The organism is Kerstersia sp., assembly GCF_052103615.1.
GTDB lineage: Bacteria > Pseudomonadota > Gammaproteobacteria > Burkholderiales > Burkholderiaceae_B > Kerstersia.
The window spans coordinates 20,779-47,402 of sequence record NZ_JBQEKA010000005.1; the positions used below are offsets into that span (position 1 = coordinate 20,779).

28 protein-coding genes are annotated in these 26,624 nt (G+C 58.3%); 22 read left to right on the top strand and 6 right to left on the bottom strand.

Features of this window, described 5'->3' with window-relative positions; all coding sequences use genetic code 11:
• Window positions 1-11: 11 nt before the first annotated feature.
• Complete coding sequence (locus ACTJGZ_RS02470) at window positions 12-911, top strand: 4-hydroxyphenylpyruvate dioxygenase (RefSeq protein ID WP_441661381.1); 900 nt, start codon at window positions 12-14, stop codon at window positions 909-911.
• A complete protein-coding gene (locus ACTJGZ_RS02475) occupies window positions 908-1,786 on the top strand; it encodes a sugar phosphate isomerase/epimerase family protein (RefSeq protein WP_441661382.1) in 879 nt (292 codons plus the stop codon). Before ACTJGZ_RS02470 ends, ACTJGZ_RS02475 begins: the two co-directional genes overlap by 4 nt.
• 111 nt (window positions 1,787-1,897) lie before the next feature.
• Here ACTJGZ_RS02475 and ACTJGZ_RS02480 read toward each other — a convergent pair whose 3' ends face one another.
• Genes ACTJGZ_RS02480 through ACTJGZ_RS02490 form a run of 3 tightly spaced genes read right to left on the bottom strand, consistent with a single transcriptional unit; the run spans window position 1,898 to window position 4,863 of the window.
• A complete protein-coding gene (locus ACTJGZ_RS02480; RefSeq protein ID WP_441661383.1) occupies window positions 1,898-3,076 on the bottom strand; it encodes a deoxyguanosinetriphosphate triphosphohydrolase in 1,179 nt (392 codons plus the stop codon).
• On the bottom strand, window positions 3,073-4,164 hold the full coding sequence (aroB, locus tag ACTJGZ_RS02485) for a 3-dehydroquinate synthase (RefSeq protein WP_441661384.1): 1,092 nt from the start codon (window positions 4,162-4,164) through the stop codon (window positions 3,073-3,075). Before aroB ends, ACTJGZ_RS02480 begins: the two co-directional genes overlap by 4 nt.
• A 27-nt stretch (window positions 4,165-4,191) precedes the next feature.
• Entirely contained in the window at window positions 4,192-4,863 is a 672-nt protein-coding gene (locus ACTJGZ_RS02490) for a shikimate kinase (protein ID WP_441661385.1), read from the bottom strand.
• Between the two features lie 124 nt (window positions 4,864-4,987).
• Here ACTJGZ_RS02490 and ACTJGZ_RS02495 point away from each other — a divergent pair, with 124 nt between their 5' ends.
• Window positions 4,988-7,447 carry a penicillin-binding protein 1A gene (locus ACTJGZ_RS02495; protein ID WP_441661386.1) on the top strand — a complete coding sequence of 820 codons (2,460 nt, stop codon included), beginning with the start codon at window positions 4,988-4,990 and terminating at the stop codon, window positions 7,445-7,447.
• Between the two features lie 209 nt (window positions 7,448-7,656).
• Here ACTJGZ_RS02495 and cyaY read toward each other — a convergent pair whose 3' ends face one another.
• A complete protein-coding gene (gene cyaY / locus ACTJGZ_RS02500) occupies window positions 7,657-7,989 on the bottom strand; it encodes an iron donor protein CyaY (RefSeq protein WP_441661387.1) in 333 nt (110 codons plus the stop codon).
• A 179-nt stretch (window positions 7,990-8,168) separates the two neighbouring features.
• Between cyaY and lysA the strand changes: the two genes are divergently transcribed.
• Both lysA and ACTJGZ_RS02510 read left to right on the top strand, forming a co-directional pair.
• A complete protein-coding gene (lysA, locus tag ACTJGZ_RS02505; RefSeq protein ID WP_441661388.1) occupies window positions 8,169-9,482 on the top strand; it encodes a diaminopimelate decarboxylase in 1,314 nt (437 codons plus the stop codon).
• A gap of 251 nt (window positions 9,483-9,733) precedes the next feature.
• Window positions 9,734-10,708, top strand: coding sequence for a DUF6607 family protein (locus ACTJGZ_RS02510; protein WP_441661389.1), 975 nt, complete (start codon window positions 9,734-9,736; stop codon window positions 10,706-10,708).
• 94 nt (window positions 10,709-10,802) lie between these two features.
• Here the strand turns inward: ACTJGZ_RS02510 and ACTJGZ_RS02515 are convergent, their stop codons facing one another.
• A complete protein-coding gene (locus ACTJGZ_RS02515) occupies window positions 10,803-11,315 on the bottom strand; it encodes an Rrf2 family transcriptional regulator (protein WP_441661390.1) in 513 nt (170 codons plus the stop codon).
• 301 nt (window positions 11,316-11,616) lie between these two features.
• On the opposite strand from ACTJGZ_RS02515, the gene ACTJGZ_RS02520 reads away from it, so the two are divergent.
• The 14 genes from ACTJGZ_RS02520 to ACTJGZ_RS02585 all read left to right on the top strand — a co-directional run bounded on the left by ACTJGZ_RS02520 (window position 11,617) and on the right by ACTJGZ_RS02585 (window position 21,607).
• Window positions 11,617-12,042 (top strand): PAS domain-containing protein, encoded by a 426-nt coding sequence (locus tag ACTJGZ_RS02520; RefSeq protein WP_441661391.1) that lies wholly within the window; start codon window positions 11,617-11,619, stop codon window positions 12,040-12,042.
• A gap of 5 nt (window positions 12,043-12,047) precedes the next feature.
• Complete coding sequence (locus ACTJGZ_RS02525) at window positions 12,048-13,592, top strand: flavodoxin domain-containing protein (protein WP_441661392.1); 1,545 nt, start codon at window positions 12,048-12,050, stop codon at window positions 13,590-13,592.
• A gap of 361 nt (window positions 13,593-13,953) precedes the next feature.
• Window positions 13,954-14,577 (top strand): ribosome biogenesis GTP-binding protein YihA/YsxC, encoded by a 624-nt coding sequence (gene yihA / locus ACTJGZ_RS02530; RefSeq protein ID WP_068367617.1) that lies wholly within the window; start codon window positions 13,954-13,956, stop codon window positions 14,575-14,577.
• 135 nt (window positions 14,578-14,712) lie between these two features.
• Complete coding sequence (gene hemB / locus ACTJGZ_RS02535) at window positions 14,713-15,729, top strand: porphobilinogen synthase (RefSeq protein ID WP_068367619.1); 1,017 nt, start codon at window positions 14,713-14,715, stop codon at window positions 15,727-15,729.
• A gap of 188 nt (window positions 15,730-15,917) precedes the next feature.
• On the top strand, window positions 15,918-16,493 hold the full coding sequence (locus tag ACTJGZ_RS02540) for a zeta toxin family protein (RefSeq protein ID WP_193755141.1): 576 nt from the start codon (window positions 15,918-15,920) through the stop codon (window positions 16,491-16,493).
• A complete protein-coding gene (locus tag ACTJGZ_RS02545; RefSeq protein WP_127775344.1) occupies window positions 16,490-16,678 on the top strand; it encodes a hypothetical protein in 189 nt (62 codons plus the stop codon). The genes ACTJGZ_RS02540 and ACTJGZ_RS02545 overlap by 4 nt, the downstream gene beginning before the upstream one ends.
• Before the next feature lie 657 nt (window positions 16,679-17,335).
• Window positions 17,336-17,656, top strand: a complete 321-nt coding sequence (locus ACTJGZ_RS02550) for a hypothetical protein (RefSeq protein WP_441661393.1) — start codon at window positions 17,336-17,338, stop codon at window positions 17,654-17,656.
• A gap of 64 nt (window positions 17,657-17,720) precedes the next feature.
• Window positions 17,721-18,113 carry a hypothetical protein gene (locus tag ACTJGZ_RS02555; protein WP_441661394.1) on the top strand — a complete coding sequence of 131 codons (393 nt, stop codon included), beginning with the start codon at window positions 17,721-17,723 and terminating at the stop codon, window positions 18,111-18,113.
• 324 nt (window positions 18,114-18,437) lie between these two features.
• Entirely contained in the window at window positions 18,438-18,821 is a 384-nt protein-coding gene (locus tag ACTJGZ_RS02560) for a DUF6984 family protein (RefSeq protein WP_441661395.1), read from the top strand.
• A 279-nt stretch (window positions 18,822-19,100) separates the two neighbouring features.
• Complete coding sequence (locus tag ACTJGZ_RS02565; RefSeq protein ID WP_441661396.1) at window positions 19,101-19,478, top strand: hypothetical protein; 378 nt, start codon at window positions 19,101-19,103, stop codon at window positions 19,476-19,478.
• 126 nt (window positions 19,479-19,604) lie between these two features.
• Window positions 19,605-20,072, top strand: coding sequence for a hypothetical protein (locus tag ACTJGZ_RS02570; protein ID WP_441661397.1), 468 nt, complete (start codon window positions 19,605-19,607; stop codon window positions 20,070-20,072).
• Window positions 20,073-20,125: 53 nt separating this feature from the next.
• Window positions 20,126-20,698, top strand: a complete 573-nt coding sequence (locus ACTJGZ_RS02575; protein ID WP_441661398.1) for a hypothetical protein — start codon at window positions 20,126-20,128, stop codon at window positions 20,696-20,698.
• Window positions 20,699-20,828: 130 nt separating this feature from the next.
• Window positions 20,829-21,113, top strand: a complete 285-nt coding sequence (gene imm40, locus ACTJGZ_RS02580) for an Imm40 family immunity protein (RefSeq protein WP_441661399.1) — start codon at window positions 20,829-20,831, stop codon at window positions 21,111-21,113.
• Between the two features lie 179 nt (window positions 21,114-21,292).
• On the top strand, window positions 21,293-21,607 hold the full coding sequence (locus tag ACTJGZ_RS02585) for a DUF2247 family protein (protein ID WP_441661443.1): 315 nt from the start codon (window positions 21,293-21,295) through the stop codon (window positions 21,605-21,607).
• 929 nt (window positions 21,608-22,536) lie between these two features.
• Here ACTJGZ_RS02585 and ACTJGZ_RS02590 read toward each other — a convergent pair.
• On the bottom strand, window positions 22,537-23,382 hold the full coding sequence (locus ACTJGZ_RS02590) for a helix-turn-helix transcriptional regulator (protein WP_441661400.1): 846 nt from the start codon (window positions 23,380-23,382) through the stop codon (window positions 22,537-22,539).
• A 118-nt stretch (window positions 23,383-23,500) separates the two neighbouring features.
• On the opposite strand from ACTJGZ_RS02590, the gene ACTJGZ_RS02595 reads away from it, so the two are divergent.
• The 3 genes from ACTJGZ_RS02595 to ACTJGZ_RS02605 all read left to right on the top strand — a co-directional run bounded on the left by ACTJGZ_RS02595 (window position 23,501) and on the right by ACTJGZ_RS02605 (window position 26,616).
• The gene (locus ACTJGZ_RS02595) at window positions 23,501-24,658 is read left to right on the top strand and encodes an ABC transporter substrate-binding protein (protein WP_441661401.1); all 1,158 of its coding nucleotides are present in this window, start codon (window positions 23,501-23,503) and stop codon (window positions 24,656-24,658) included.
• The gene (locus ACTJGZ_RS02600; protein WP_441661402.1) at window positions 24,655-25,155 is read left to right on the top strand and encodes a DUF3237 family protein; all 501 of its coding nucleotides are present in this window, start codon (window positions 24,655-24,657) and stop codon (window positions 25,153-25,155) included. Before ACTJGZ_RS02595 ends, ACTJGZ_RS02600 begins: the two co-directional genes overlap by 4 nt.
• A gap of 342 nt (window positions 25,156-25,497) precedes the next feature.
• Window positions 25,498-26,616 (top strand): aromatic ring-hydroxylating dioxygenase subunit alpha, encoded by a 1,119-nt coding sequence (locus tag ACTJGZ_RS02605; RefSeq protein WP_441661403.1) that lies wholly within the window; start codon window positions 25,498-25,500, stop codon window positions 26,614-26,616.
• Window positions 26,617-26,624: the final 8 nt, after the last annotated feature.

Genomic DNA, 26,624 nt, shown 5'->3' on the forward strand with positions numbered 1-26,624 from the left:
AGTTTTACCCTATGAACGGTATTTCAGATCGTGAAGCCATCGGCGAACTGCGCAATACCCTGGGGCTGGATTGCGTTGAGTTCATCGAATACGCCACCACCCGCCCGCAGGCATTCGGGCAGTTGCTGGAAAAACTGGGCTTTCATCTTGCCGGGCGCCACCGTTCCCGCGAAGTCCTGCTGTACCGCCAGGGCGGCATGAACATTATCGTCAATGCCCATACCCAGGAAGGGCTGAGCACGGCTTACCCGTCCGCCATGCCCGAAATCGCCGCCATCGCCTTCCGCGTGCGCGATGCCGGTGCCGCCTGGCGCGCTGCCACGGCGCGCGGCGCCTGGCCGGTCGCGCCTCAGGTCGAAGCCATGGAGCTGAACATCCCGGCCATCCGGGGCGTGGGCGCCAGCAAAATCTATTTCGTGGACCGCTACGAAGAATTCTCCATTTATGACGTCGATTTCGTGCCTGTGGACGTTCCGGCGGCCCGCCGCCCGCTGGCCACGCCGCTGCGCTTTTTCGGCATCGTGCAGTATGTCGGCATCGGCCGCCTGGACGACTGGATCGCCTTTTACGAAAACCTGCTCGATTTCAGCGCCCTGCCGCCGGGCACGCGTTTTGGCAACCTGCCCAGCGGCCGCGTGCTGCAAAGCCCCTGCCACCGCTTTTTCCTGCAACTGATCGAACCCACGCCTGACGCTGCCAGCGCCCATCCGGTCGAACAATTGCACCGGCTGGCCTTTGCCACGCCCGATGTGCTGGCCAGCGTGGAACAAATGCGCCGCAATGGCCTGGATTTCGTCGAATCTTCCCTGCTGCACAGCGATGACCGCGGCGCCCTGACCCAGGCCTATCTGGATGGCGTGCATTTTGAACTGGTGCGCGAGCTGGACGATGCCCCGGGGGCAGCGTCATGAATATCGGACAATTCGGCATAGATAGCGTTTCGCTTGCCGGGCCCTTGCAGGCCCGTCTGGCTGCCTCGCAAGCCGCCGGCTTCACCCGCATCTGCCTGACCGCCCAGGATCTGGTCGAACACCCGCAGGGTCTGGACGACGCCATCAGTCTGGTGCGCCATAGCGGCCTGGAAGTCACCGCGCTGCAGGCGCTGCGCGATTACGAAGGTTTGCCCGGCCTGCTGCGCGAATACAAGACGGATATTGCCAAGCACCTGCTGGAACTCTGCCAGGCATTGGATTGCCGCGTGCTGATTGCCAGCGCCTCGACCTCCGGCCACGCCAGCCAGGATCAGGACATCATCGCCACCGATCTGCGGCGCCTGGCCACCCTGGCCATTCCGCTGAACATCCGGATTGCCTACGAGGCCATTTCCTGGGCGCGCACCGTCAATGATTACCGCCTGGCCTGGAATATCGTGGAAGCGGCCGACAGCCCCAACCTCGGGCTGGTGCTCGACTCTTACCACATCCTGGCCACGGCCACCCCGCTGGCCGACCTGAGCGATATTTCCCCGGAAAAAATCTTCCTGGTGCAGCTGGCGGATTTTCTCTGGCACAGCGTGGAAACCGCCAGCGAACGCCGCGCCGCCGCCAGGCATTTCCGTGTGTTTCCCGGCGAAGGCCCGCACAATGCCCAGTTGACGGATATTGTGATGCGGCTGCATGAGATCGGCTATACCGGCCCGTACAGTTTCGAAGTCTTCAATGATGACTACCGCCAGCTACCCGCTGCGCTGGTGGCGCAGCGCGCCCACCGCGCCGCCGCCTGGCTGAGCGAAGCGGTACTGCGGCAATCCGCGCCCATGCCGGTGTTCAATCGCCAGGCTGGTTAAAACCGCCCCCGCCGTACACCGGCGGGACGGCCCGCACGCCTGCCGCCGTCCCGTCAGCGCATCATCATCGCCATCGCCAGCATTGGGCCTTGCCAGACGCCTAGGCCTGGATTACTCCACCCGCCGCATATCAAACAAGCGCTCATGCTCGCGCATGGCGTAGCGGTCTGTCATGCCGGCAATATAGTCAGCAATGGCCCGGGCCTGCCCGGCCTTGTCCTGGTGCCGGTAATCCGGCGGCAACAGACGAGGGTCATCCAGAAACGCCGCGTACAGCTCGCGCACAATGCGCCGCGCCTTGCCCGTCATGCGCATGACCTTGTAGTGACGGTACAGATGCTCAAACAGGAAGTGCTTCAGCTCGTCGCTTTCGCGCCGCAAAACCGGTGAAAATCCGGCCAGCAAGGGCGCCGCGCGAACCGCATCGGCACTCGCTGGCGCATGCTCGGCAATGCGCCCGGCCGTCGCCACCGTCAAATCCAGGATCAGCGTTCCTATCATTTGACGGATGGTTTCCGCCACCAGCCGCCGCTCCGGCAATGCCGGGTAACGGGCACTGGCCTCGGCGTAATGGCGCCCGAATACCGGCACCTCCAGCAGTTGCGGCAATTGCACCAGCCCGGAACGCAGGCCGTCATCAATATCATGATTGTTGTAGGCAATTTCATCAGCCAGATTGGCCAATTGCGCCTCCAGCGAAGGCTGCGTCCGCGTCAGGAAACGCTGCCCGACTTCGCCCAGCTGACGGGCATGCGATACCGAGCAGTGCTTGAGTATGCCCTCGCGTGTTTCAAAACACAGATTCAGCCCCTTGAAGTCCGCGTAGCGTTCTTCCAGCTCATCCACGACCCGCAGGCTTTGCAGATTGTGCTCAAAGCCGCCCGCCTCGGGCGACAGCTCACGCATGCAGGCATTGAGCTCATCCTGCCCCGCATGGCCGAAGGGCGTGTGCCCCAGGTCATGCGCCAGGGAAATCGCTTCGATCAGGTCTTCATTCAAATGCAGGCTGCGCGCCAGCGTGCGCGCAATCTGCGCCACTTCCAGGCTGTGCGTGAGCCGGGTGCGAAACAGGTCCCCTTCGTGGTTGATGAAAACCTGGGTCTTGTATTCCAGCCGGCGAAAAGCGCCGGCATGAATAATGCGGTCGCGGTCGCGCTGGAACTCGCTGCGGTTGGACGGCGGAGCTTCGGCTACCCGACGGCCCCGCGTCTGGCCGGGGTCGCATGCGTAAGCGCCCAGGCCATTGGCGCCCGGCGCGGGCAGGAGCCTGGCCAGGCGCTCGGCGCTCATGCCGGCGTCCCGCAAGCCACCGTGCGCGACAGCACCGCACGCACAGCGTCGTCCGGTGCGGTACGGGTGATGGCGCGGCCGATTTCCGGCGTCAGCACAAAACGAATTTCCCCGGCGGCGGCCTTTTTATCGACCTTCATCAGCTCGAACCAGCGCTGCTCGCCCAGATCCGGCGCCTGCACCGGGCAGCCCAGCGCCGCCACCACCTTTCGCACACGCTCGACTTCCGCGCGCGGCAAGCCCTCTACTTCGGCGGACAGCTCGGCTGCCTGCACCAGCCCGCAACCCACGGCTTCGCCGTGCAGCCACTTGCCGTAGCCCAGACCGGCCTCAATAGCATGGCCAAACGTGTGGCCCAGATTCAGCACCGCGCGGATACCGGTTTCCCGCTCATCCTGCGACACGACCCAGGCTTTCAGCTCGCAGGAGCGGCGGATGGCATAGCCCATGGCCTGCGGATCCAGCTCACGCAAGGCCTGAGCGTTGGTTTCGCACCACTCGAAAAATTCGCGGTCCAGGATCAGACCATATTTCACGACCTCAGCCAGGCCTGCCGAAATTTCCCGCGCCGGCAGGCTGCGCAGCACATCCGTGTCGATTTCCACGGCCACCGGCTGGTAGAAAGCACCCACCATATTCTTGCCTAGCGGATGATTGATGCCCGTTTTGCCGCCGACCGAGGAATCCACCTGCGCCAGCAGCGTGGTAGGCACCTGCACAAAGCGGATCCCGCGCATATAGGAGGCCGCCGCAAACCCGGCGATATCGCCGGTCACGCCGCCGCCCAGCGCCACAATCACCGCGCGCCGGTCGCATTTCTGGCGCAGCATGGCGTCGAAAATCAATTGCAGGGTTTCCCAGGTCTTGTATTGCTCGCCGTCCGGCAACAAGACATCGAACACCGGCTTGCCGCTGGCAGCCAGCGCCTGGCGCACGCGGTCCCCATAAATCGCGTCTATCGTCGGATTCGTCACCAGCGCAATGCGTGTCGCATCAGCCGGAATCGCCCCAGCCAGGGCATCCAGCCGACCTGGCGCGATGGTGATGGGGTAGTGGCCGCCAGGGGTATCAACGGAAACGACGTTCATGGGTTCTTCTCAAATGACAATGCGGTTTTATGACTTGCTGCCAGGCGCAAGGCTGGCATGAACAGCAACCGGAGCGCCCGCGGGGGGCAGTGGGCCAACTTCCTTTTCAATATTCTGCAGCAGCGGCACCAGGTTCTTCAGCACCTGGGAAATCGACACACTGCCGGTATCGACCACGATATCGGCCACTTCTTCATAGATAGGCTCGCGCCGCGCCAGTAAATCGCGCAGCGTGGTCCGCGGATCGCTGGTCGCCAGCAAGGGCCGGTTGCGGTCCGAGCAGGTGCGGCGCCAAAGTTCATCGACAGAAGCGCGCAAATAAACAACAATGCCGCGTTGCTTGAGCAACACGCGATTTTCCTGCGCCACTGGCGCGCCGCCCCCTGTTGCCAGGATAATGCTGCGCTGACGCGTGCATTCTTCCAGAGCCGCAGTTTCCCGGCGCCGGAAACCTGCTTCGCCCTCGATCTCGAAAATGACGGGCACGCGCACGCCGCAACGGGCTTCCAGCTCGTGGTCCAGGTCGAGAAACTCCCTGCCGCAGGCCCGCGCCAGCCGCTTGCCTATGGTGGTTTTGCCCGCGCCCATCATACCTACCAGAAAAATAGGCAGGTCATGATGCAACCAAGTTACGCGTTCGCCATCTAAGGATGAAGCCGCTGGTGACGAATCCGGCGGCAAGGAAGAAATTGCATTCATTCGCACATTATCCCATCGCGACGCGCGTCGCGGGGGCTAAACTGCGCGATCGGGACAGCATATCCGGGCGCCGTAACGAAAATTTGCCCGTTCTGTCGTCGCCTGCCCTTTAAAATCCCCGGTCATGAGTAAAACCGCCAATTCGAAATCCTCCGACACGCCCCGCCGCAAGTTTTCCTTGGGCCGTTTCCTGACGAAAGCCGCCGTGCTCTGCGCCGGCCTGGGCCTGGCTGTCGCGCTGCTGGTCGGCCTGGCGCTGGCCCTGGCCTGGCCCAACCTGCCAGAGCTGCACGCGATGACCGACTACCGGCCGCGTGTGCCGCTGCGCGTCTATACCGCCGATAACGTCCTGATCGGCGAGTTCGGTGAAGAACGCCGCAATGTGTTGCGCATTGACGAAATCCCGGACGTCATGAAATCCGCCATGCTGGCCGCCGAAGATGACAATTTCTATCATCATGGCGGCATTGACTGGCGTGGCGTGGCGCGCGCCGGCCTGACCAACATGCTCAACATGTCCAAGAGTCAGGGCGCCAGCACCATCACCATGCAGGTGGCGCGGAACTTCTATTTGTCTTCCGACAAAACCTACTCGCGCAAATTCTATGAGCTGCTGCTGACGTTCAAGATCGAGGCCAATCTGACCAAGGATCAGATTCTCGAGCTCTACATGAACCAGATTTACCTGGGCCACCGCTCCTACGGCTTTGCGGCCGCCGCGCGCACCTATTTCGGCAAGCCGCTCTCCGAGATCACGACGGCAGAAGCCGCCATGCTGGCCGGTATTCCCAAGGCGCCTTCGCGTATCAACCCGATCGCCAACCTGGCCCGCGCCACGACTCGCCAGCGCTATGTGCTGAACCGCATGCGGCAGCTCGGCTATATCACCGAAGACGAATATCAGACCGCCATCGCCCAGCCCATCACGCTGCGCTCCATGCAGGGGTCGCGTTCCGGCGGGTATGCCGTGCATGGCGAATATGTCGCTGAGCTGGCCCGTCAATTGCTGTACGACGTCTATCAGGATGACCTGTATGGCCGCGGGCTGAATGTCTATACGACCGTCACTTCGCAGGAACAGGAACAGGCTTACCGCGCCCTGCGCAATGGTGTGCTGGATTACACCCGCCGGTCTCGCTATCCCGGCCCCGAAGCGCAGCTCGATCTGCCCGACGGCCTGGAAAACAACGCCGCCGCCTTTGATGAATTCCTCGATGGCGTGCTGGAACAGTACCCAGACAGCGATGACCTGCTGACTGGCGTCGTGCTGTCGGCCAGCCCGACGGAAATCCGCGTGGCTCGCACGGCCTCGGAAATCCACACCATCACCGATAAAAAGACTCTGGCTATCGTGGCCCGCGCCCTGGCCAGCACCGCCAAGCCCGACGAACAGCTGCGCCGCGGCTCGGTCGTGCATCTGCACAAGAACGGCGATGGCTGGGAAGTCATCAACCTGCCCGCCGTACAGGCTGCCTTTGTCGCGGTATCACCGGACGATGGCGCCATCCGCGCCATGGTTGGCGGCTTCGACTTCGACCGCGGCAAGTTCAACCGCGTGACGCAAGCCTGGCGCCAGCCTGGCTCCGTCTTCAAGCCCTTCATCTACGCCGCCGCCCTGGAGCGCGGCATGACCCCGGGCACGCAAATCTCCGACCAGCCCTTCACGCTGACGGCCGCGCAAACCGGCTCGCGCCCGTGGACCCCGAAGAACTACGGCGGCGGCTATGAAAATATGCTGACGATGCGCACGGGGCTCTACAAGTCCAAGAATATGGTGTCCATCCGTATTCTGCAGGCCATCACGCCGGCTTATGCGCAGGAATACATCGCCCGTTTCGGCTTTGACCCGGCGCGCCATCCGGCAGTGCTGCCCATGGCCCTGGGCGCAGGCTCCGTCACGCCCTTGCAGCTGGCCAGCGCCTATGCCGTCTTTGCCAATGGCGGCTACCGTGTCGAGCCCTACCTGATCCAGCGTGTGACCGACAGCGAAGGCAAAGTCCTGATGCGCGCCAACCCGGCAGTGGCGGGTGACGTCCAGGCCAGGGTGATTGACCCGCGCACGGCCTATGTCATGGATGACCTGCTGCGCGGCGTCGCCACCTCCGGCACAGCCGCCCGCGCCCGCGCTGCGCTGCAGCGCAACGACATGGGTGGCAAGACGGGTACCACCAATGAATCCCACGATGCCTGGTTTGCCGGTTATACGCCGCACCTGTCAGGCGTCGCCTGGATGGGCTTCGACAATCCGCGCTCGCTGGGTTCGCGCGAAACCGGCGGCGGCGTCGCCATGCCGATCTGGGTCAGCTTCATGTCGCAGGCGCTCAAGGGGAAACCGGAAAGCCGCCAGTCCAAGCCGGATGGCCTGATCAGCGAAAACGGCGATCTGTACTTCGCCGAATTCCCGCCAGGGCAAGCCATCGCCAGCGTCGGCCTGCCAACGCCGGACACGCTGGGCGAGTTCCTGATGAACCTGCCTGCCGCGGAAGGGGAAGCCATTCCCATCCGCTCGGACAACAATGCTCAACCCTCCATGAGCAACGACGAGCTGGGACAATTGCTGAACCGCCTGGAACGCAATAACTAAGCCTGCCATCACTAAACGTGCCATAACTCGGCACGCAACAGCCGGCACAGCACAGTGTGCTCAGCGCTCCAAGCGCAAAAAAACGGCCAGATACTTGTGTATCTGGCCGTTTTCACATGGCAGCGCCGCCACATTCATACGCTAAGCGGCGGCTGGCCCGGACGGCGGCCAAGCCACGGCGGGCCGGGCCGCTTCGGTCTGCGCGGCGTTCAGAGCTTGAGCACCAGCGTTTCGCCGCTGGCATTCGAACAGATTTGCGACACAGCATCCTGCAAATCCGGGCCGCCGCGTGTGTCTTGCCAGGTTTTATCGTCCACCAGGCGATAATGGAAGCCGCCACTGCGTGCTGCTACCCAGATTTCCCGCATGGCGGCCTGGCTGTTTATCACAACCTGTTCGCCGTTTTCAAAAGCCAGCGTCAGCACATTGCCGCTGAAGCTGGCCTCGATATCGACATCGGCCGTGGCATTCCAGTCATCCACCTGCCTTTCTATGGTTTCCAGCACAGCATGGGCTCGCGCCAGGAATTCAGTTTCAGTCATAATCGTACCTTGCACGCATTAACGGAGTTTCCAGTGTTCACATTGGCCCGCTTACGCTCGGCCTGCCGCATTTTAGCCAGCATAGTCCTTATCGGGCAGTTGCTCGCCTGCGGTTACAAAGGCCCCTTGTATCTGCCATCCTCGCAGTCCGAGACTGCGACTACCTCTTCTCCCGCAACATGAGCCTACACCCCAGCGTTCCCGCCACCCTGCCCGAACCCGTCGGCGCCCCTTATTTCCACTACGAGCATGGCGAGCTGTACGCCGAAGGCGTGCCGGTCAGCGACCTGGCGCGCCTGCATGGCACGCCGCTCTATGTTTACTCACGCGCCGCCCTGCGTGCGGCCTGGCAGCGTTTCGCCGATGCCATCAACGGGCGCGACGCGCTGGTGTGCTACGGCATGAAAGCCAATTCCAACCTGGCCGTGCTGCGTGAATTCGCCCGCCTGGGCGCCGGATTCGATATCGTGTCCGGCGGCGAACTGGCCCGGGTCCAGGCTGCTGGCGGCGATCCTGGCAAAGTGGTGTTCTCCGGGGTAGGCAAACAAACCTGGGAACTGGAAGCAGCACTCCACGCCGGCGTGCGCTGCTTCAATGTGGAATCCGTCGCTGAATTGCAGCATCTTTCAGCCACCGCGGCCCGGCTAGGCCTGAAGGCGCCGGTATCGCTGCGCGTGAACCCGGATGTGGACGCCCATACCCACCCCTATATTTCCACCGGCCTGAAAGAAAACAAGTTTGGCATCGCCATTGAAGAAGCCGTCGCCGCCTACCGCCTGGCCGCCAAACTGCCGGGCCTGGAAATCGTGGGGGTGGATTGCCATATCGGTTCTCAGCTGACCGAAATCGACCCGTACCTGGACGCGCTCGACAAACTGCTGGATCTGATCGACGCCCTGGCAGCCGAAAACATCCGCCTGCGCCATCTGGACATCGGCGGCGGCGTCGGCATCCGCTATCGCGACGAACAGCCGCTATCCCTGCGCGCCCTGCTGGACGAAGTCTTCCGCCGCGTGGCCGCGCGCGGCCATGGCAATCTGCAACTCGTCATGGAGCCCGGCCGGTCGCTGGTCGGCAATGCCGGCATTCTCGTGACTGAAGTGCTGTATCTGAAGCATGCCGAAGCCAAAAACTTCGCCATTATCGACGCGGCCATGACTGACCTCATCCGGCCCACGCTGTATGACGCCTGGCACGGCGTGCTGCCCGTCAAAACACCGGCCAGCGATACCGCCGCCGCCCATTACGATATCGTCGGCCCGGTCTGTGAAAGCGGCGATTGGCTGGCGCGCGACCGCCAATTGGCGCTGCGCCAGGGCGATTTGCTGGCCATTGAATCGGCAGGCGCCTATGCCTTCGTGATGAGCAGCCAGTACAACACCCGGCCACGCGCCGCAGAAGTCCTGGTGGACGGCACCGTGGCGCATCTGATACGCAAACGCGAACAAATCGCCGAGCTCTTCGCCAGCGAGATGCTGCCGCCGGACGCCTGACAGCCGCCCCCTAAGCGCGGGGCGCAGCGCGGCATGTCCCTGAAAAACCGGCAGGCAACTGCCGGTTTTTTTTATTGCTTGCTGGCTGGGCAGAATCCCTGCCCTGCCCCTGTCACAGCCGGCGTTCAGCGTTTATCATACCTGCCAGCAAATGAGAACGCTTACTTCTAGCGTTCCCTGATTTCCACGCGGGCGCTGCGGCTCCCTTCCTTCACGCTTGCCGCCGCCCTATCACCAGGACCTCACACCGCATGTTCCGTTCCGCCCTCATGCTGGCAGCCGCGCTATTGCTCAGCGGCTGTCTTTCGACCTCGAATATCACCACCATAGATGCCCCTGAAAAACTGCAGGCTATCACTGCCCTGCAAGGGCTGGAACGGGACCGCCAGGCCATCCTGGCCATGCAGGGCGAATACGAAGTCGGCTTTGCTTTCGATGAAATCGACCCAGCCCCTGGTTATGAGCCCAAGCCGCCCAAGCGCAGCGGCGCTTTCGAACTGGTGCTGGTTGAAGAAGACACGGGCAAGAACATCGTCCTGCAGCATCTGCTCGTGCATCGCACACTGGGTTTCGTGATCAAGCACTGGCGCCAGGATTGGCACTACGAAGCCCCCTCCCGCCTGGTCTTCACGGATGACCAGACCTGGCGTCTGGAACCCATCCCGGCGGAACAGACGGCAGGCGCCTGGACCCAATGCGTGTATGAAGTCAGCGACGCGCCGCGCTACTGCGGCACCGGCAAATGGCGCTATGACAGCGGCGAGCCGGTCTGGACCTCGGACGCCGGCTGGCGCCCCTTGCCGCGCCGTGAATACAGCACCCGCAACGATTACAACGCCGTCGGCATGGTCAACCGTCACCGCATTACCCGCGACGGCTGGCGCCACGAGCAGGACAACCGCAAAGTCATCCGTGAAAACGGCCAGGAAGTTGCCACGCTGGTGCAAGAACATGGCGTCAACACCTACCGTCATATCCGCGGCTTCAACTTCAATAGCGGCTACCGCTACTGGAATGACAACAGCCGCGCCTACTGGCAGCGTATCCGGGCGGAATGGCAACGCCGGGCCGAACAAAACGGCGGCATCCGCCTGAACTATCCGGTCGATGGCATGGACATGATCTGGAATATGTACTGGCAATCGGAAGCCGCGCGCCAGGGCAACCGGGAGGTCGGCAACGAAGAAATCGTGGAATTGTTCGAACCCTGGGTGGCCGCGCCCTGATAGGCGCTGAGGGCGCCTGATTGTCCCCTATTGCCCCCCTGCTGCGCCCCAATGCTACCTGCCGCGCCCGTCTTGCCGCGCTGCGGCAGAACGCCTAAGGGGTATCGTCCGCGGTGGATGCCTGGCCCGCCGTCCGGCGCGCCAGCATCTCCTGCATGACATCCTGCAGGGGAATCACCCCTGCCGTCCGTGATTTCCCGGCATGCCCCAGCATATCAGCCAGGGTATGGGCATCCAGCGTGGCCATGAACGCTTGCAGAGCCTGGTGCAACAGGCCCTGCAAGCTACAGGAATCTGTCAGCAGGCAGGCCCGATCCGGCTCCTGCGGCCCAAAACAGGCCACCAGCGCCATATCGTCCTCCATGGCCCGCACCACATCGCCAATACTGATTTCAGCCGGCTGAAGCAGCAACCGGATCCCTCCGCCCTTGCCGCGCAGCGTTTCAATAAAACCTTTGCGGCCTAGCTCGTGCACCACCTTGACCAGGTGGTTTTCGGAAATGCCATAGAACTCGGCCACGGAAGCAATGGACGTCAAACGGCCGCGCTGCTGTCCCAAGTACATCAGCGTGCGCAAGGCATAGTCCGTTTTCAGCGTCAATCTCATTGCATATCCATCAAGCCATCAAGGGCTGTCCTGCCCGCCGCCATGCGGTCCACAGCCATCCAGCCAGCAAGCATCTGACGGGCAAGCGCGCCGCCAGCAAATTCCAAGGGTACTCAAATCGTCCCGCAGGCGCCAGCGCCGCCCCCGCGATGTCGCGACGCAACATCAAAAGATGCATTTCACTTGCATCTTTAATCGCGAACGCTATAAGATGCATAAAAAATACACCTTAAAGCATTCAGCGGGCATGACATCAGGTACTGGCCTGCCGATTTTTACCCAACCGACACAAGGAATCATCATGAGCCACACCCTGGAAGCCTCCCAACTGCTGGGCGCCCTGGAAAACGTCGCGGTCATCTCCACGACCGACCTGCAAGGGAACATCACCTACGCCAATGACCTGTTCTGCAAGCTGACCGGCTACGCCCGCGAAGAACTGATTGGCCAGCCGCACAGCCTGGTGCGCCACCCGGCGGTGCCCAAAGCGGTTTACAAGGAAATGTGGGACACCATCAAGGCTGGGCAGATCTGGACCGGCATCATCCCGAACGTCGGCAAGGGCGGCGGCGTCTATGTTGTGGATACCACGGTGCAACCGCTGTTTGACGATCAAGGCAACATCACGTCGTACATCAGCATCCGCCGCGTCATCAACGATCTGATGCAAGATTTCGAGTCGGTAGAATTCTCCAAGGAACAATTCGACGAGTACTACGACAAATAAGCATCATGGCCGCCATCATCGAACACCTGCTGATCGGCTACGGCTCGGAATCCGGCAATGCCCGCGCACTCGCCCGCCGTCTGGGCGACCTGCCCGCCTTGCAGCCCTATGCGCCACGCGTACAGGCGCTCAACGACATCGAGCCCGCCCAACTTCCCGCCGGCACGCTGCTGGCGATCATCTCCAGCTCCTTCGGTGATGGCGACCCGCCAGGCAACGCCGAAAATTTCCTGGCCCGCGTCCGCCAGGCCGGGCGCCTGGAATCGCTGAATTACGCCATCTTCGGCCTGGGCGATACGGCCTATCCGAATTTCTGCGGCTTCACCAAAACCCTGGATCAAGCCCTCACGGAACGCGGCGCCGCCCCCGTCATCCTGCGCGTCGATGCCGACGCCTGCTATGAAGATTTCTTCGAGCGCTGGACACCCGTGCTGCAGCAAGTGCTGTCGGGCAACTTGCGGGCAGGCCAGCTCTTACGGCTGCAAGTCACCGCCTATGGCGCCCACACGGCCTTTGCCGCACCCATTCTGGAGCGCCTTCAGCTGAACCAGGGCGCCCCCGGGGCCTGGCATATCCGCCTGGACATCACCGGCAGCGGCATGATTTATCGCGCCGGGGACAATCTCTACGTCATGCCCGAAAACGACCCGGCGCTGCTGCAAGGCCTGGCCGACTGGTATGGCAACCCCGAAGCCGCCACGGCCCTGGCAGGCAAAGAGTTGCGCCTGCTGGGCAAAGGCCTGCTGCGTGACCTGGCGCGCCTGTCCGGCAACGAGCGCTTGAAAGAGCTGCTGAAGATCAGCCAGCGCAAGGCTCTGGATGACTACCTCTGGGGCGCTGACCTGCTGGATCTGCTGCAGGACTTCTGCTCCCCTGAAACCGTGCCGCTGGACGCGCTGCTGGACTGCGCCCTGCCCGCCTGCCTGCCTCGCGCCTACTCGATCGCCTCCGCTGGCGGCGACCATATCGACCTGTGCATCCGTGAAGTCGCCCATGAACGCAACGGCCGCCTGCATCGCGGCTGCGCGACCGGCTGGCTGCTCCGTCATGATGGCCCGGTACGCGTTTTCTGCCGCGCCAACCCCGGCTTCCACCTGCCGCGCGACGCCAGCCTGCCGCTCATACTGGTCGGCACCGGCACCGGTATCGCCCCATTGATGGGCCTGCTGCGCGAAATGCGCAGCAGCGGCAAGCGGCGCGAAACCTGCCTGATCTTCGGCGAGAAATGCAGCGACAAGGATTTTCTCTATCACCAGGAATTGCGCGCCATGCTGGATGACGGCACGCTCTCGGACCTCTATACCGCGTTCTCCCGCGATGGCGGCACGAAATACTACGTCCAGCACGCCATGGCAGACCAGAGCGGTTACCTGCGCGACATGCTCGCCCAAGGCGCCCATCTCTACCTGTGCGGCAACAAGCGGCACCTGGAACAGGCCGTGGCCAGCGCCATTGACCACATCATGGAAGGCGTCCCCGGCCTGGCGGACAATGAAACCGGCTGGCAATTGCTGGGACGCACCGGCAGATTGCACCGGGAGCTTTACTAAACCCCCGGACAGCTAGCAGGCCGACAAGCGGCACAGCGGCAAGAGCCGCCATGGACAATCCATTCACCGCGGCAACACCGCGCCGCCTGGCCCGCTCATGCGGGGGCTTCTTGTCACGGAGCGCCCGCATGACGTTGCCGCCAGCCGTGCCCCTGCTCATCCATACCGGCTCGCGCAACGGAAATTCGGAACGTTGCCGCCAGCCGGACTGAAAAAAACTGGCCCAGGCGCCCATCTCGTTATGGCATCAACGGTCAAACTCATGACTTGATGCCATAACCCAGGATGAAATCTTCGGCTGAACCGGCAGGCAGCGCTGGCAAGACTACAATACGCAGACTCCTTTTTTCCAGGCTTTCCCGTGTCCCTATTGCATCGTGCCGCCTTTACGGTTTCCGCCGCCCGGCTGGACCAGCTCCCGCCGCCCGGCCCACCCGAGGTCTGTTTCGTGGGCCGCTCGAACTCCGGCAAATCGTCTTCCATCAATGTGCTGACCAATCAGCGCCGCCTGGCCTTTTCCAGTAAAACGCCCGGCCGCACGCGGCTGATCAATCTGTTCGGCATTCCCGACCCGCTGGAACCTGGCGCGCAATTGGGCTACCTGGTTGACCTGCCAGGGTACGGCTATGCCGCAGTCGATAAAAAATCCCGCGAGGAATGGGCAGATGTCCTGGGCGGCTACCTGCACACCCGCACATCGCTGGCGGGCGTCGTGATGCTGATCGACATCCGCCGCGGCGTCACCGAACTGGACCGGCGCCTGGTGAACTGGATCGCCCCAACCGGGCGGCCGGTACTGGCGCTGCTGACCAAAGCTGACAAACTGCCCTACGGACAGCGCATCAAAGCCGTCTATGCCGCGCGCAAAGACCTGGCCGACATCGGCGCCCTGCACACGGTGCCGTTTTCCGCACCCGAGCGCATCGGCCTGGAAGAAGCGACGCTGCTGATCCAGAACTGGATTTCCCCGACCTTCGTGCCCTGAACACGGCTATTTACCCGCCGGTGCGATCATCGTTTCCGCGCACCGGCCGCCTCACACCGCACAGGCTGCCGCCGCCGTGCTTCTCCGGTGCCCCAGCCTGCAACCATGAACCCATGGTCTCACCTGGAGCCCGCCATGACGCACACCCCCTCATACACCGCCGACTTTCCCCTGTCCCGCCCGCGCCGCCTGCGCCGCGATGACTTCTCCCGCCGCCTGGTCCGTGAACACAGCCTGAGTGTCGATGACCTGATCTATCCCGTCTTCGTGGCCGACGGCACTGGCCCGGACGAACCCGTGCCCTCCATGCCCGGCGTCGTCCGCCATACGCTCGACAGCCTGCTGCGCACGGCCGAAGAATGCGTCAAACTCGGCATTCCCGTCCTGTCTCTGTTTCCCGTCATCGACCCGGCGCTGAAAACCCCTGATGGCGTGGAAGCTGCCAACCCTGACGGCCTGGTGCCGCGTGTCGTCCGTGCGCTCAAACAACGCTTCCCGGAGCTGGGCATCCTGACCGACGTTGCCCTGGACCCTTACACCAGCCACGGCCAGGACGGCCTGATCGACGAACAGGGCCACATCCTCAATGACCCCACCGTCGAAATGCTCACGCGCCAGGCCCTCACCCAGGCTCATGCCGGCGTGGACATTGTTGCCCCCAGCGACATGATGGACGGCCGCATCGGCAACATCCGCCAGGCGCTGGAAGACACTGGCCACATCAACACCCGCATCATGGCCTACTCGGCCAAATTCGCCAGCGCCTTCTACGGCCCCTTCCGTGACGCCGTCGGCTCGGCCGGCAACCTCGGCAAATCCGACAAAAAAACCTATCAAATGGACCCCGGCAACATCGACGAAGCCCTGCGCGAAGTCGCCGCCGACCTGCGCGAAGGCGCGGACATGGTCATGGTCAAGCCCGGCATGCCTTACCTGGACGTCTTGCGCCGCGTCAAGGACGCCTTCCGCGTGCCCACCTTCGCCTATCAGGTCAGCGGTGAATACGCCATGATCAAAGCCGCCGCCCAGAACGGCTGGTTAGACCACGACAAAGTCGTCATGGAATCCCTGCTCGGCTTCAAACGCGCCGGGGCCGATGGCGTGCTGACGTACTTCGCGCTGGATGCCGCGCGCTTGCTGCAACGCGCATAGATAGATACGGTACCTATCAGGCCCTCGGGCAGCCATCGTGCCGCCTGGGGCCTGTGGCCCTATCCGTGAATGCAGGAACAGCCTAATATCGGCACGCTGAGGCAGTGTTTATCAGGCAGGCCCGCGGCACACGCCACAGCAACAATATGCTTGCCGCGCGCAGGCTCCGCGCCGCATGGCGCGCGTCCATGCAGATCCTGCAAAAACAGCAGGGCGCGCATTCGTATCAAGAGGACTGCGTGAACAACGGGAAAAAGATCATCATCATCGCTGGCCCAAATGGGGCAGGTAAAACGACCTTCGCCCGTTCTTTCCTGCCTGCCGAAGCCGGGGTGTTGCGCTTCATCAACGCGGATCTTATCGCTGCGGGGCTCTCACCCTTTGAACCAGAAGCCGCTGCCATCAAGGCAGGCCGTCTCATGCTCGAAGAAGTGAAGCAATCCGTCGCCGATGGCGCCAGCTTCGCGCTGGAAACGACACTATCGGGCCATGGTTATCTGCGCCACATCCGGCGCTGGCAAACGCTGGGCTACCGCGTCAGCCTGTATTTTCTCAGTCTGTCCGATGCCGACACAGCAGTCGCCCGTGTGGCAGAAAGAGTCAGGCAAGGCGGCCACCATATTCCTGAACCCGTCATTCGCAGACGCTTTATTGCTGGCATGAAAAACTTTATCCAGCACTATCGCCAGCAAGTCGATGACTGGGCGCTGTATGATAATTCCGGTAGCCATCCTATATTATTGGAATGGGGAGAAAATTCATGAGCCACGCAGACATCTCGACCGCCAAGAACCCGGACTTGCGGGCATCCATGGCTGCCTTGCAACGTGCGGCCGAAGCCGCCAGGCAACTCGCCATACAAACCAATACCGCCATTGTTCTGGTGGAACACGGCAAGCTGGTCAAAGTCTCTGCCGAGCAGTTGCGCCGGCAAACGCGCCAGCGCTGAAACCGCCTTCCGCCGTCAAGACCCCTCACTGACCCATCAAATAAACCGGCCAGGCCTGCCCGCCTTCCCGCATGGCCTTGCGCGTGCCCAGGCACGTGTCCCGCCAATCTCCTGGCTGCTCTGGCACGCCGCTGCCCGATTCAGCCTCATTCCGCACTAGCATGACGTGATGCGGCACAAGCGTGCCCAAGGCACACTTGCGCCCCGCCCGCCCCTCCCCGGATAGAAAGACCATCCACGCGCCATGGCAGGCCTATGACGCGGTCAAACATCGTTTCCGTCACCTCTGGCCCCATCCGCGTCCTGCAAACCGCGCCAATATATTAATGCGTGTCATTATCGGAACCATTTTTAGCTAATATAGGTATCTCGCCCTGAGAACCTTCGCCTAAACCGGCCCCGAACTCACCAGTCCGTAACGAATAAGTCACCGCGCAAGCAGCTGAGCACAACAAGGCAGCACCGGACTGCCTGGTTCTAGCACCACGCACCAATATTTCGCTCAGCACTATCAAAGAAGCACGCAAGAACACCGTATGACAGCAAATAAATTAGTGCAGTTAAACAGTCACCATCAGCGATACATATACAAATATAAACCCGCCCTTCTCATTAGGGTTCGAGAGATATTCAACACTCGCCTATCCCATGTAAAACATGAAAGCAGACATACTAATCGCTATATACCTTTTAAAGCCCAATGAGGGCGGCCGAAAAACGGACATAGAAGGCGACATTTTTAAATGCCCGATTTTTGTCAACCAAACCGGATTTGATTGCAGACTGATTCTTCACGGCAAAAAAATGATCCTGGGGACCAACCATACTCTCCCTGCCGCCTTTCTTGACCGGGATAGCGCACTTTCAAAAATAAAAACAGGCACAAAAATCTCATTGTGGGAAGGAAAAACAATTGGCTATGGAGAAGTCCTGGAAATATACGGCCAGCAGCCTCAGCAGTTCCCCATACCAGTCTAAGCTCTTTCCAAGCACGCCAGAACTCTGAAAGATCCATCAACGGAACAACCTGAGCGCAACATTAATGTTTTCATCCAGAACATTACACTCTCTTACAGATCTTGAAAGAGAGCTTCAAAAAGAACATAAACACTGGCTGGTCCTTGGGGCTTCCCATGAAGCCACCATCGAATTTCATCAGATCCAAACATGCAGAAAAGGCATGAATTTCGGAATAGGCGTCGCCATTGCAATCAGTGGCGCCAGACCAAAATGCATCACAAGCACCAACCAAAAAAACATTCTCATTGGATTTGACTCATTTATCTCAAAAGTACCGCTACGACCCTCACCCAACTCTTTACCTCAATATGAAATCAAAAAAATAGATGGCGTTTTTTTTGATTTCATACCAATAAAAGATCAAATCTGCGTCATCCACGAAATCGGAGCATATCTGATGACGGAAGATCTATAAATCATTTGGAGCATATCCACTGACATTTTATCCACCTGGACCTTGGATAAAGAAAAAGAAACTCTATTACTAACAGAACTGTACTTTTCAAAACCAATATTAGTATCCATTCACACAGGAAAGAAAACCTAACATCTCCATCTATACCACGCCGACTAAGCAACCATCGGCTTCTGTTACTTAACAAAACCCCAAACACCCAGTCATTTCAGACGTTTCAAAAATAACCAACGCACTAAAAGCCAAAATGTAGCGGACATGTCATCGTCGATGGCATCCGGCTAGATTACAGCGCCTTCAAATTCCCCGATGGAGCAATTAACATTGAACGCTTCACTCATCCCTAAAAGCAAGCTTCTTAGAAAACTGCGAGAAGAAGAAAAAAGACTAATCACAGCCATGCTTAGCGAAAAAATCATTGATCTGACTAACGCAGAAATTGATTCAGCCCTAGTCATAGACCTGAACGATGGGAATATGGGCAGCATAAGATTCATCTATGACACAGACTCTACCTATCAAGCCCAAATTGCGAGCGCTGAGTATGCAGATAGTGATGGAGCAATAGTCAGCATTGCGATCAACACTAACACCCAAGGCAATTTATATGAAATTGATTTTTGGAAAACAGACTTTTCAGCCCTACTAAAATACCCCACGCCAGAGAAACTTATCAGACACAAAGAACAAGGCGCATCAAGCCAATGATATACATGAATCAGCCGCACGTTCCAAACAGGCGCCCAGGCAACTCTTATCAAGAACCTTTGCAAAACCTCGCCCGACAAGAGAACCGAGCAGACGTTATCAGCAAATCAAAATCAGAAGATAGTTCGGCCAGCAACCGAAGCAATCAAGCAGTGAGACAAAACATGAACCATATTCTCAATAACTTCACGGATCGGAACAATTAAAGCGCTACATTCCCCGCCGCATTTATCCAACCAAGAATATCCAAGCTATTCCTGTCGAATTTGGGAAATAAAGATGAAAGTAAAATGCGTACGCTTCCTTGACGAAAATGGAAACATCAAATCTGACTCAGCATGGCTAACGATTGGACAGACCTACCACGTCATGGAAATCTACATTAGCAGCTCTAGAGCGTGCCGCTATAGAATAATTTCAAATCACAAAGATCCCGGGTTTTTTTCTATGGGATTGCATCCCGCCGAATGCTTCGAAATCACCAGCGACATCATCCCTTCCAACTGGAAAATGAAGATCCACAAGATGTCAGCCATTGAAATATCTCCAGCACGCTGGCAAGAGAACAATTTTTTAGAAGATTTTTATGATGCAGACCCCGCCGTTTACCCTATCTTTGAAGCGGAACGCGACATTATTATGCGCGAAGACCCTTGAGCCAATTGAGAGCACAAAAAGACTAATAAAGCCAATGATATAAAGAAATCATCGCTTTGATTTCATTTTACAACCAAGGATCGCATTGCCAAAACAATCCCCATTTACATATCTGACGGATGAATAATGAGCGAAACAATAGAACTTACATTTGAAAACGTTCCGGAAACGTTATTTGAAAAACCCATCCAAACCATCACACTCCATGCCAAACCCGAAAAAATATTCACAAGTGAAGATGGCGACGCAATTTACATTGCAGGCGAAAGCATATCCGAAACAATAAGAAGAATCAAACCACCAACAGCATTATTTTTTATTTTTGAAAGAGTAAGAATCGGAACCATAGAAATAAAAAAACCATTAATAAGAATTTTATTATTAGAAAAAGAGAATGAACTTAACCTGATATTCAATGACAATGACATAGCAGGAGACTCCGAAAAATCCACAATTCAGCAACTTGCAATAGCAACCAAGCAACTGGCATTTGAAAACAACATAGAAATTTACTATTGTGGCCTAGAGCCAGCCAATGACACAAACACCCAGTTTTTTTCAAACTCCAAAACCGGCATAGGCGGCCCATCATAACCGCTCTTAAAACACCCACAACAAAACGGTCTTCACACTATCATTCATTGAGCATGACTTATACAAACATAAGCCCGCCCTTCTCATTAGATTTTCGAGAAATGCCAAAGACAGAACTCAAGAACTACGCCAAGTGGTTCCATGAAATCCTGCCAGTCCGAATCAAAGAATTGGAAAGTTTTGTACAAAGCACGGCTGGATTCGAAAAATGGCAGGCTGACTTCACCCCTGACTCCTTGAACCAGCTCGACAGTTGGTTCGAGGAACAGATCGAAACCCGGACAATGACCCAAGATGAAATCGAAGAAACAAGAAGAAAATTAGTGATTCCAATAGAAATTGGCACAACCGAACTCTCAAACCGGACATTTTCCTTGGCGATAGACATCGGGATGTATTTTGGACAAACATTACTGAAAGGAAATCCAAAATTGAAATGGGGCCAAAATTTAAAATCAAAAAGACACATTGACTATGGACAGCCCATCCTCATTGGCCAAGGCTCCATCCCGTGCAACCCAGTAGGCCTCTTAATCACGCGAGCCTATGCAATAACTAGAAAATCAAAAAACAAGAAAGAATTATTGGAAACTTATAAAATCTGGGCAAACATTCTGAGTACATGATGATGTCCAAAAAAACCGAGCAGACAAGCTAAAACCAGAAACCAGACCAACACACCAAACCCAATACCAAACAGATATGAGTCAAACCAGGTCAGATCAAGTTGATGCGATATTAAAAATCGGAAAATCAATGGAAACCGAAGGAATAAGAAATTGGGCCTTAACCCCCAAAAAAGCCATCACAGCAATTCGCTCGCTAGAAAAAATGAAAATTGCCATTCTAGGTGGCGATGTATATGAAATCATTAACAACCGTTTCACATCCACATATGAGAACTGGTATTGCAATAAAGCACAAGACGAGGATGACAATCAGTATCTATTTAGGAGCATCCATATGGCAAGACAATACATCCTCAACCATCAATCGAATAGCAAAATCATCTATTTCTGCCTGGTGCCCGACGTTCGATAAAATAAATCTTTGCCCCCCAAAAAACCATGACCCCTTTTGAAATCATACAAGAGCATCATTTCCTAGATTGGGTCACACTACTGGCAGGCTTAGAACGAGGATGGTGCACAAAGGAAGATGTCGTTAAGTATGCTGAGAACCAGCCATAAAAAAGCAATAGCGAAATAGATACTCGGCTGATAGGTATCATCAACTCAGAACAAACTTCATATCTTGAACTTATTTCACAAATTCAAGATTTTCTTGACCACCCTGAAATTGAAAAAAACGAGAGCAACTCCGCATTATTAAAATGGAGGTTTGCATTCATCACGTCTTTACTAGAAAAAGAAACTTCAAAGCAAGAAAAAATAGCCCTGCTCCAGGAAATATATAGTCAATTTGGGTACCCTGAAGACATGATATCTTGCAGCGTTTACCACAACGACGGCATTGACCCTCTAGTCGCTGCGCAGACGGTTGTTGATCTGTTACGCAAGAACCTCGAAAAATAATCCTAATTTTTCAGGCAAATAACTTCAAAATTATTTGAAAACCTGTCACCAGCAGCACACGGTTGTCCGGATAGGCACGGCAGAATCGTCAGGTGCAGGCACCCGGCGGTGCTGGCGGAAGACTGATATTTTTCCGAAAATACGATGCCACTCATGACATGAAGGCTTCCCGTCCGCCTGTCAGGCCGATTGGCAGCGGGTCGTTGATATAATGATTATTTGATCAGCCTGCGCGGCGCGCCGACCTGTCTGTGTCGCGGCAGCTGCCCTGAGTTCACCCACATCCTGCTCTTGCGATGGGCGGCAGATGACCAGGCGGCAGATATACATCCGGCAACGGTACTGATCAAACCCGAAGCGCCCAGGCAGAACAGCACCACGGGAACGCAACCCATAAAAGCTGCGACACCGGCTTCGGGATAAGTGCCTCTCAAGGGAATGGTTCCGCAGCCGCTTCGGGGCGCGGGTCATCTTGAGGACTGGCTGCGCCGTCACCATGAGGTTCGGTCTCACGCCAGTCTGAATGACCTGACACCCTGGCAGTTCGTGGAAGCGCAGAGCCAGGATTGCACCGCCATGGCCAGCGCCCCTCATACCCATGACAGGAAATTCCAGGCAGGGGAACGGCTATCGTTCGTTGCTTCGCCTGGCCTACAAGCCGTAGTAAATAAAGCTGCTGAAACAGCGTTTTGAGAAAATGATGGATGATTGGGTCCCTTTAGCCTTAGGTACGATCAAGTTCATTGTGCTGGGCACATGCTGTTTTTTCGCCATTAAGTCGCATCGCGATGGCGCAAAAAAAGAGCGTGAGGAAGAGCTGGAAAGAGAGAGAAAGATGAAGGAATCGTCGTAGGCCAACGCCACACGATGTCATCCAGGGCGCTCAGAAATACCGTGTTTCACGACGCTTGCCCTGCACGTCCTGGCACTCACATCAAACGCGACAACAACTCCTGACGGTAGCGAATGCCCATGCGGGCAAATGCCCGATTGCGATAGGTTTTGGTCGTCGATACCGACAGAGACAAATCTGCCGCAATGCCGTCGTATGTCCACCCCAAGGCCAGCCGGACGCAAACGTCGCGCTCACGCGGGCTCAAGGTCGGGCAATAGCGCGCCAGACGCTGGCGCATGGCATCCATGGACGGCAGTCCCGCCGGTGCCTCCAGCGCCAGATGGCGGGTCAGGCAGGCACGCACGACAGGGACTAGCCCGCCCAATATGTCGATTTCACGCTCACTGAAACCGCTCTGGCCTGCATGCCGATAGAAATTGATGGCCAGCAGTTCATTATCCTGCTCGACATTGACCACAGAAACACGCTCGCGCATCCCATGCCGGCGATAAATACGGTCGCTATGCGCACGCGGCAAATCATGCGCATGTATGTGGGATAGCACCGCGTCGCCCGGGATGGCCATGCCGTGCATAACGCCTAGTGACGCATCCTGCTGGTACAAGCCATCGGCATAGGCTGCAAAACAATCCTGCGTGATATCCAGCGCCCGGTACGCGCCTGACACATGCAGGCGCGGAGGACGATCCCGATACAAGCGATAGACCGACCAGGACGCTGCCGGCATGGTCAAGTTGAAAGCAGCCAGTGCTGCCTTGCCAAACTCCGCGCCTCCAATGCCCGCCACCATCTCTGCCACGGTATGCAAATGCTGGCGCAGACCTGTCTCCCGGCCTGATGCCGAATCCTGTATCTGGGCTAGGTTCCAGTATCTCATCGCCCCTCCCTCTACCCGTACTGTCGTCTTCATGGACGACATGACGGATTGCCTCCTGGTTTCTAAGCTCTATTCCGTACCGGCAACACCATAACCAGCCTGCGTGTCACCCGGCAATCGGGCCTAACGCTAACCCCTATCGCCGGCACGGGAGATCCTTATGAAACGACGTATTCTTGCCTATGCCGTCGCATTGGGCGGTATCAGCTTCGCCCCCGTTCACGCTATCGAACCGGTATTGAATATCGGCGTCATCCTATCGACCACCGGGCCCGGCGCCTCGCTAGGCAAACCCGCGGAAAAGACGGTTGCCCTGTGGCCGGAGCGGATCGGCGGCATCAAAACCCGTGTCACCTTGCTTAATGACGACACAGACCCCACTACCGCCGCCCGCAATGCCTCACGACTCATCATCAATGACTCCGTCGATGTCATCGTAGGCCCTTCCTTGACGCCGTCTTCCATCGCCATTCTGGATACGGTGGCCCAACACAGGACGCCGCTGATTTCTCTGGCGGGTGGCGGTGATATCGTCGCGCCCATGAACGGCACACGCAAATGGGCCTTCAAGATGTCTCCCCCCGAAGCCATTGCCGTCCGCAAGGTATTGGCGCATATGCAAGCAAACCAGCAGACCCGCCTGGGCGCCGCCGCGATTACCACCAGCTATGGTGATGGCTTTCTGAAAGCCCTGACGGAGGCCGCGCCGCACTATGGCGTTCAGCTGACCGGCGTGGAACGCTACAACCAGACAGATCCCAGCTTTACGGCCCAGGCCTTGAAACTCATAGCAGGCAAGCCAGACGCGATTTACATCTTCAGTGCGGGCACGCCTGGCGCCCTCCCTCAGCTGGAACTGGCGGCACGCAACTACCGCGGCCAGATTTACCAAACCCAGGGGGTCGCCAATGCTGACTTTCTGCGGGTTGGAGGCAAGATCCTGGAAGGAACGCTGTTAACAGCCGGGCCGGTTCTGGTTGCAGAGCAACTGCCAGACACCCATTCCAGCAAAGCCACAGCAGTCGATTACGTCAACCGCTATGAAGCCGCCCATGGCCCTGGGTCACGCTCTTTATTTGGCGCCAGCGCCTGGACCGCCATGCTGTGGCTGGATCACGCCGTGCCCCAGGCCTTGGCGCACGCGCAACCCGGTACACCCGCATTCCGTTCCGCCCTTCGTGACGCGCTCGAAACCATGCAAGGTGTCACCACGCCGGAAGGCAGCTACAGCATGTCGGCTGATGACCACAATGGCGCCGGTGATGACACACAGGTTCTGGTCCGCATCGGACACAATGCCTGGAGGCTGGCGGAATGACATCAACATTGCATCTGCCATCGCCTGGCCTGATTCCCGCCATGACGCTTTCTGTCGATGTCGGTGAAGCGCAGGACGTCGGCTGGGTGAACTCCGCTCATGGCAGCGGGCGCAGGCGTGTCGTGCCTATCCTGGGCGGCCATGCCCGTTGCGTCCACCCGAGCGGCCAGTGGCAGGCGCGGATTTTGCCTGCTGGCGCCGACTTTCAGTTGCTGACGCAAGACGGCGTTGCCTGCCTGAATGCCCGCTATTTGCTGGAAACCGATGCGGGCGACCTGATTTATGTTGACAACACCGCCATTCGCCGCGGCCCGCCAGATGTCATCGCCCATTTGTTGGCGGGCGATGCCGTTGACCCCGCGCAGGTTTATTTTCGCTGCCAGCCACGCTTTGAAACGCAGCAAAACAGCCTGCGCTGGCTCAATGAGAGCCTGTTTCTAGGCAGCGGCACCCGCCAGCCAACAGACGTCTATCTAGAAATCTACGCCGTCACATGAAGGCAGCAATGCCTACTTAACACCGCTCGCACCGTCCAGCAGACGGCACAGCCTGTTCTGGGCCTGACTCACCGCCCAAATAATGTATACATAACCTCCTAAAAACTCAGACAACAGGGCAAGCATTGATCCTCACCAGTTGATTTCAACTTATTGGAAATCTGCATTGCATCTCATCAAAAACGCCTGATACCCAGAAAAAAAATACTCAAAAACATCAAGACAAAGGTTTTCCCTAGCTCTCGCTTACCCTCGAATTCACACTCACCCCATTGTCATTCCCGAGCCAGGATGAATACATTATGTATACAACACATCCAATACCCTTCCGGGAGACAAAACATGAGCGAACGCAAGCCGGCCTTCCCCCTTAATGCCTGGTACGCCGCCGCCTATGACGTGGAGATCACGCACGCGCTGCTGGCCCGCACCATCTGCAAGCAGGATATGGTGTTCTACCGCCGCACCGATGGCGTGGTCGCCGCGCTGGAAGATGCCTGTTGGCACCGGCTGCTGCCCTTGTCCATGGGGCGCCTGGAAGGCGACGAGCTGGTCTGCGGCTATCATGGCCTGGTGTTTAATTCGGCTGGCCGCTGCACCCATATGCCCAGCCAGGAAACACTGAACCCTTCGGCCTGTGTGCGCACTTTCCCAGTGGTGGAGCGCCACCGTTTTGTTTGGGTATGGCCCGGTGATCCGGCCAAGGCCGACCCTGTGCTGATTCCCGACCTGCATTGGAATCATGACCCGGCCTGGGCCGGTGACGGCAAACGTATCCAGGTGAAGTGCGATTACCGGCTGGTGATCGACAACCTGATGGATCTGACGCACGAAACCTTTGTGCATGGCTCCAGCATCGGCAACCGCGCCGTGGCGGAAGCGCCCTTTGTCGCCACCCACGGCGACCGCACTGCGACGGTGACGCGCTGGATGGAAAACATCGAAGCGCCGCCGTTCTGGGCCGGGCAAATCAAGCAGGCGCGCGGCTACACCGGCCCGGTGGACCGCTGGCAGGTCATCCGCTTCGAGGCTCCCTGTACGGTCACCATTGATGTGGGCGTTGCCGAGACTGGCACCGGCGCTATTCCGCCTGGCGGCAATGCCGGCGACCCGAATGCCGGTGACCGCAGTTGCGGCGTCAATGGCTTCGTGCTCAATACCATCACGCCGGAAACGGATGGCACCTGCCATTACTTCTGGGCCATCACGCGCAATTACCTGACGGACGAGCAGCGCCTGACGCATCAAATGCGCGAAGGGGTTTCTTCGATTTTCCGTGAGGACGAAGTGGTGCTCGAAGCCCAGCAGCGCGCCATCGACGCCCGCCCCGGCCACAAGTTCTACAACCTGAATATCGACGCCGGTTCCATGTGGGCGCGGCGCCTGATCGACGGGCTGGTCGAACGCGAAACATCCGGCACCAAACCGCCAGCCATTGTTCCCATCCGCCAGGTAGCCTGATCACCGCG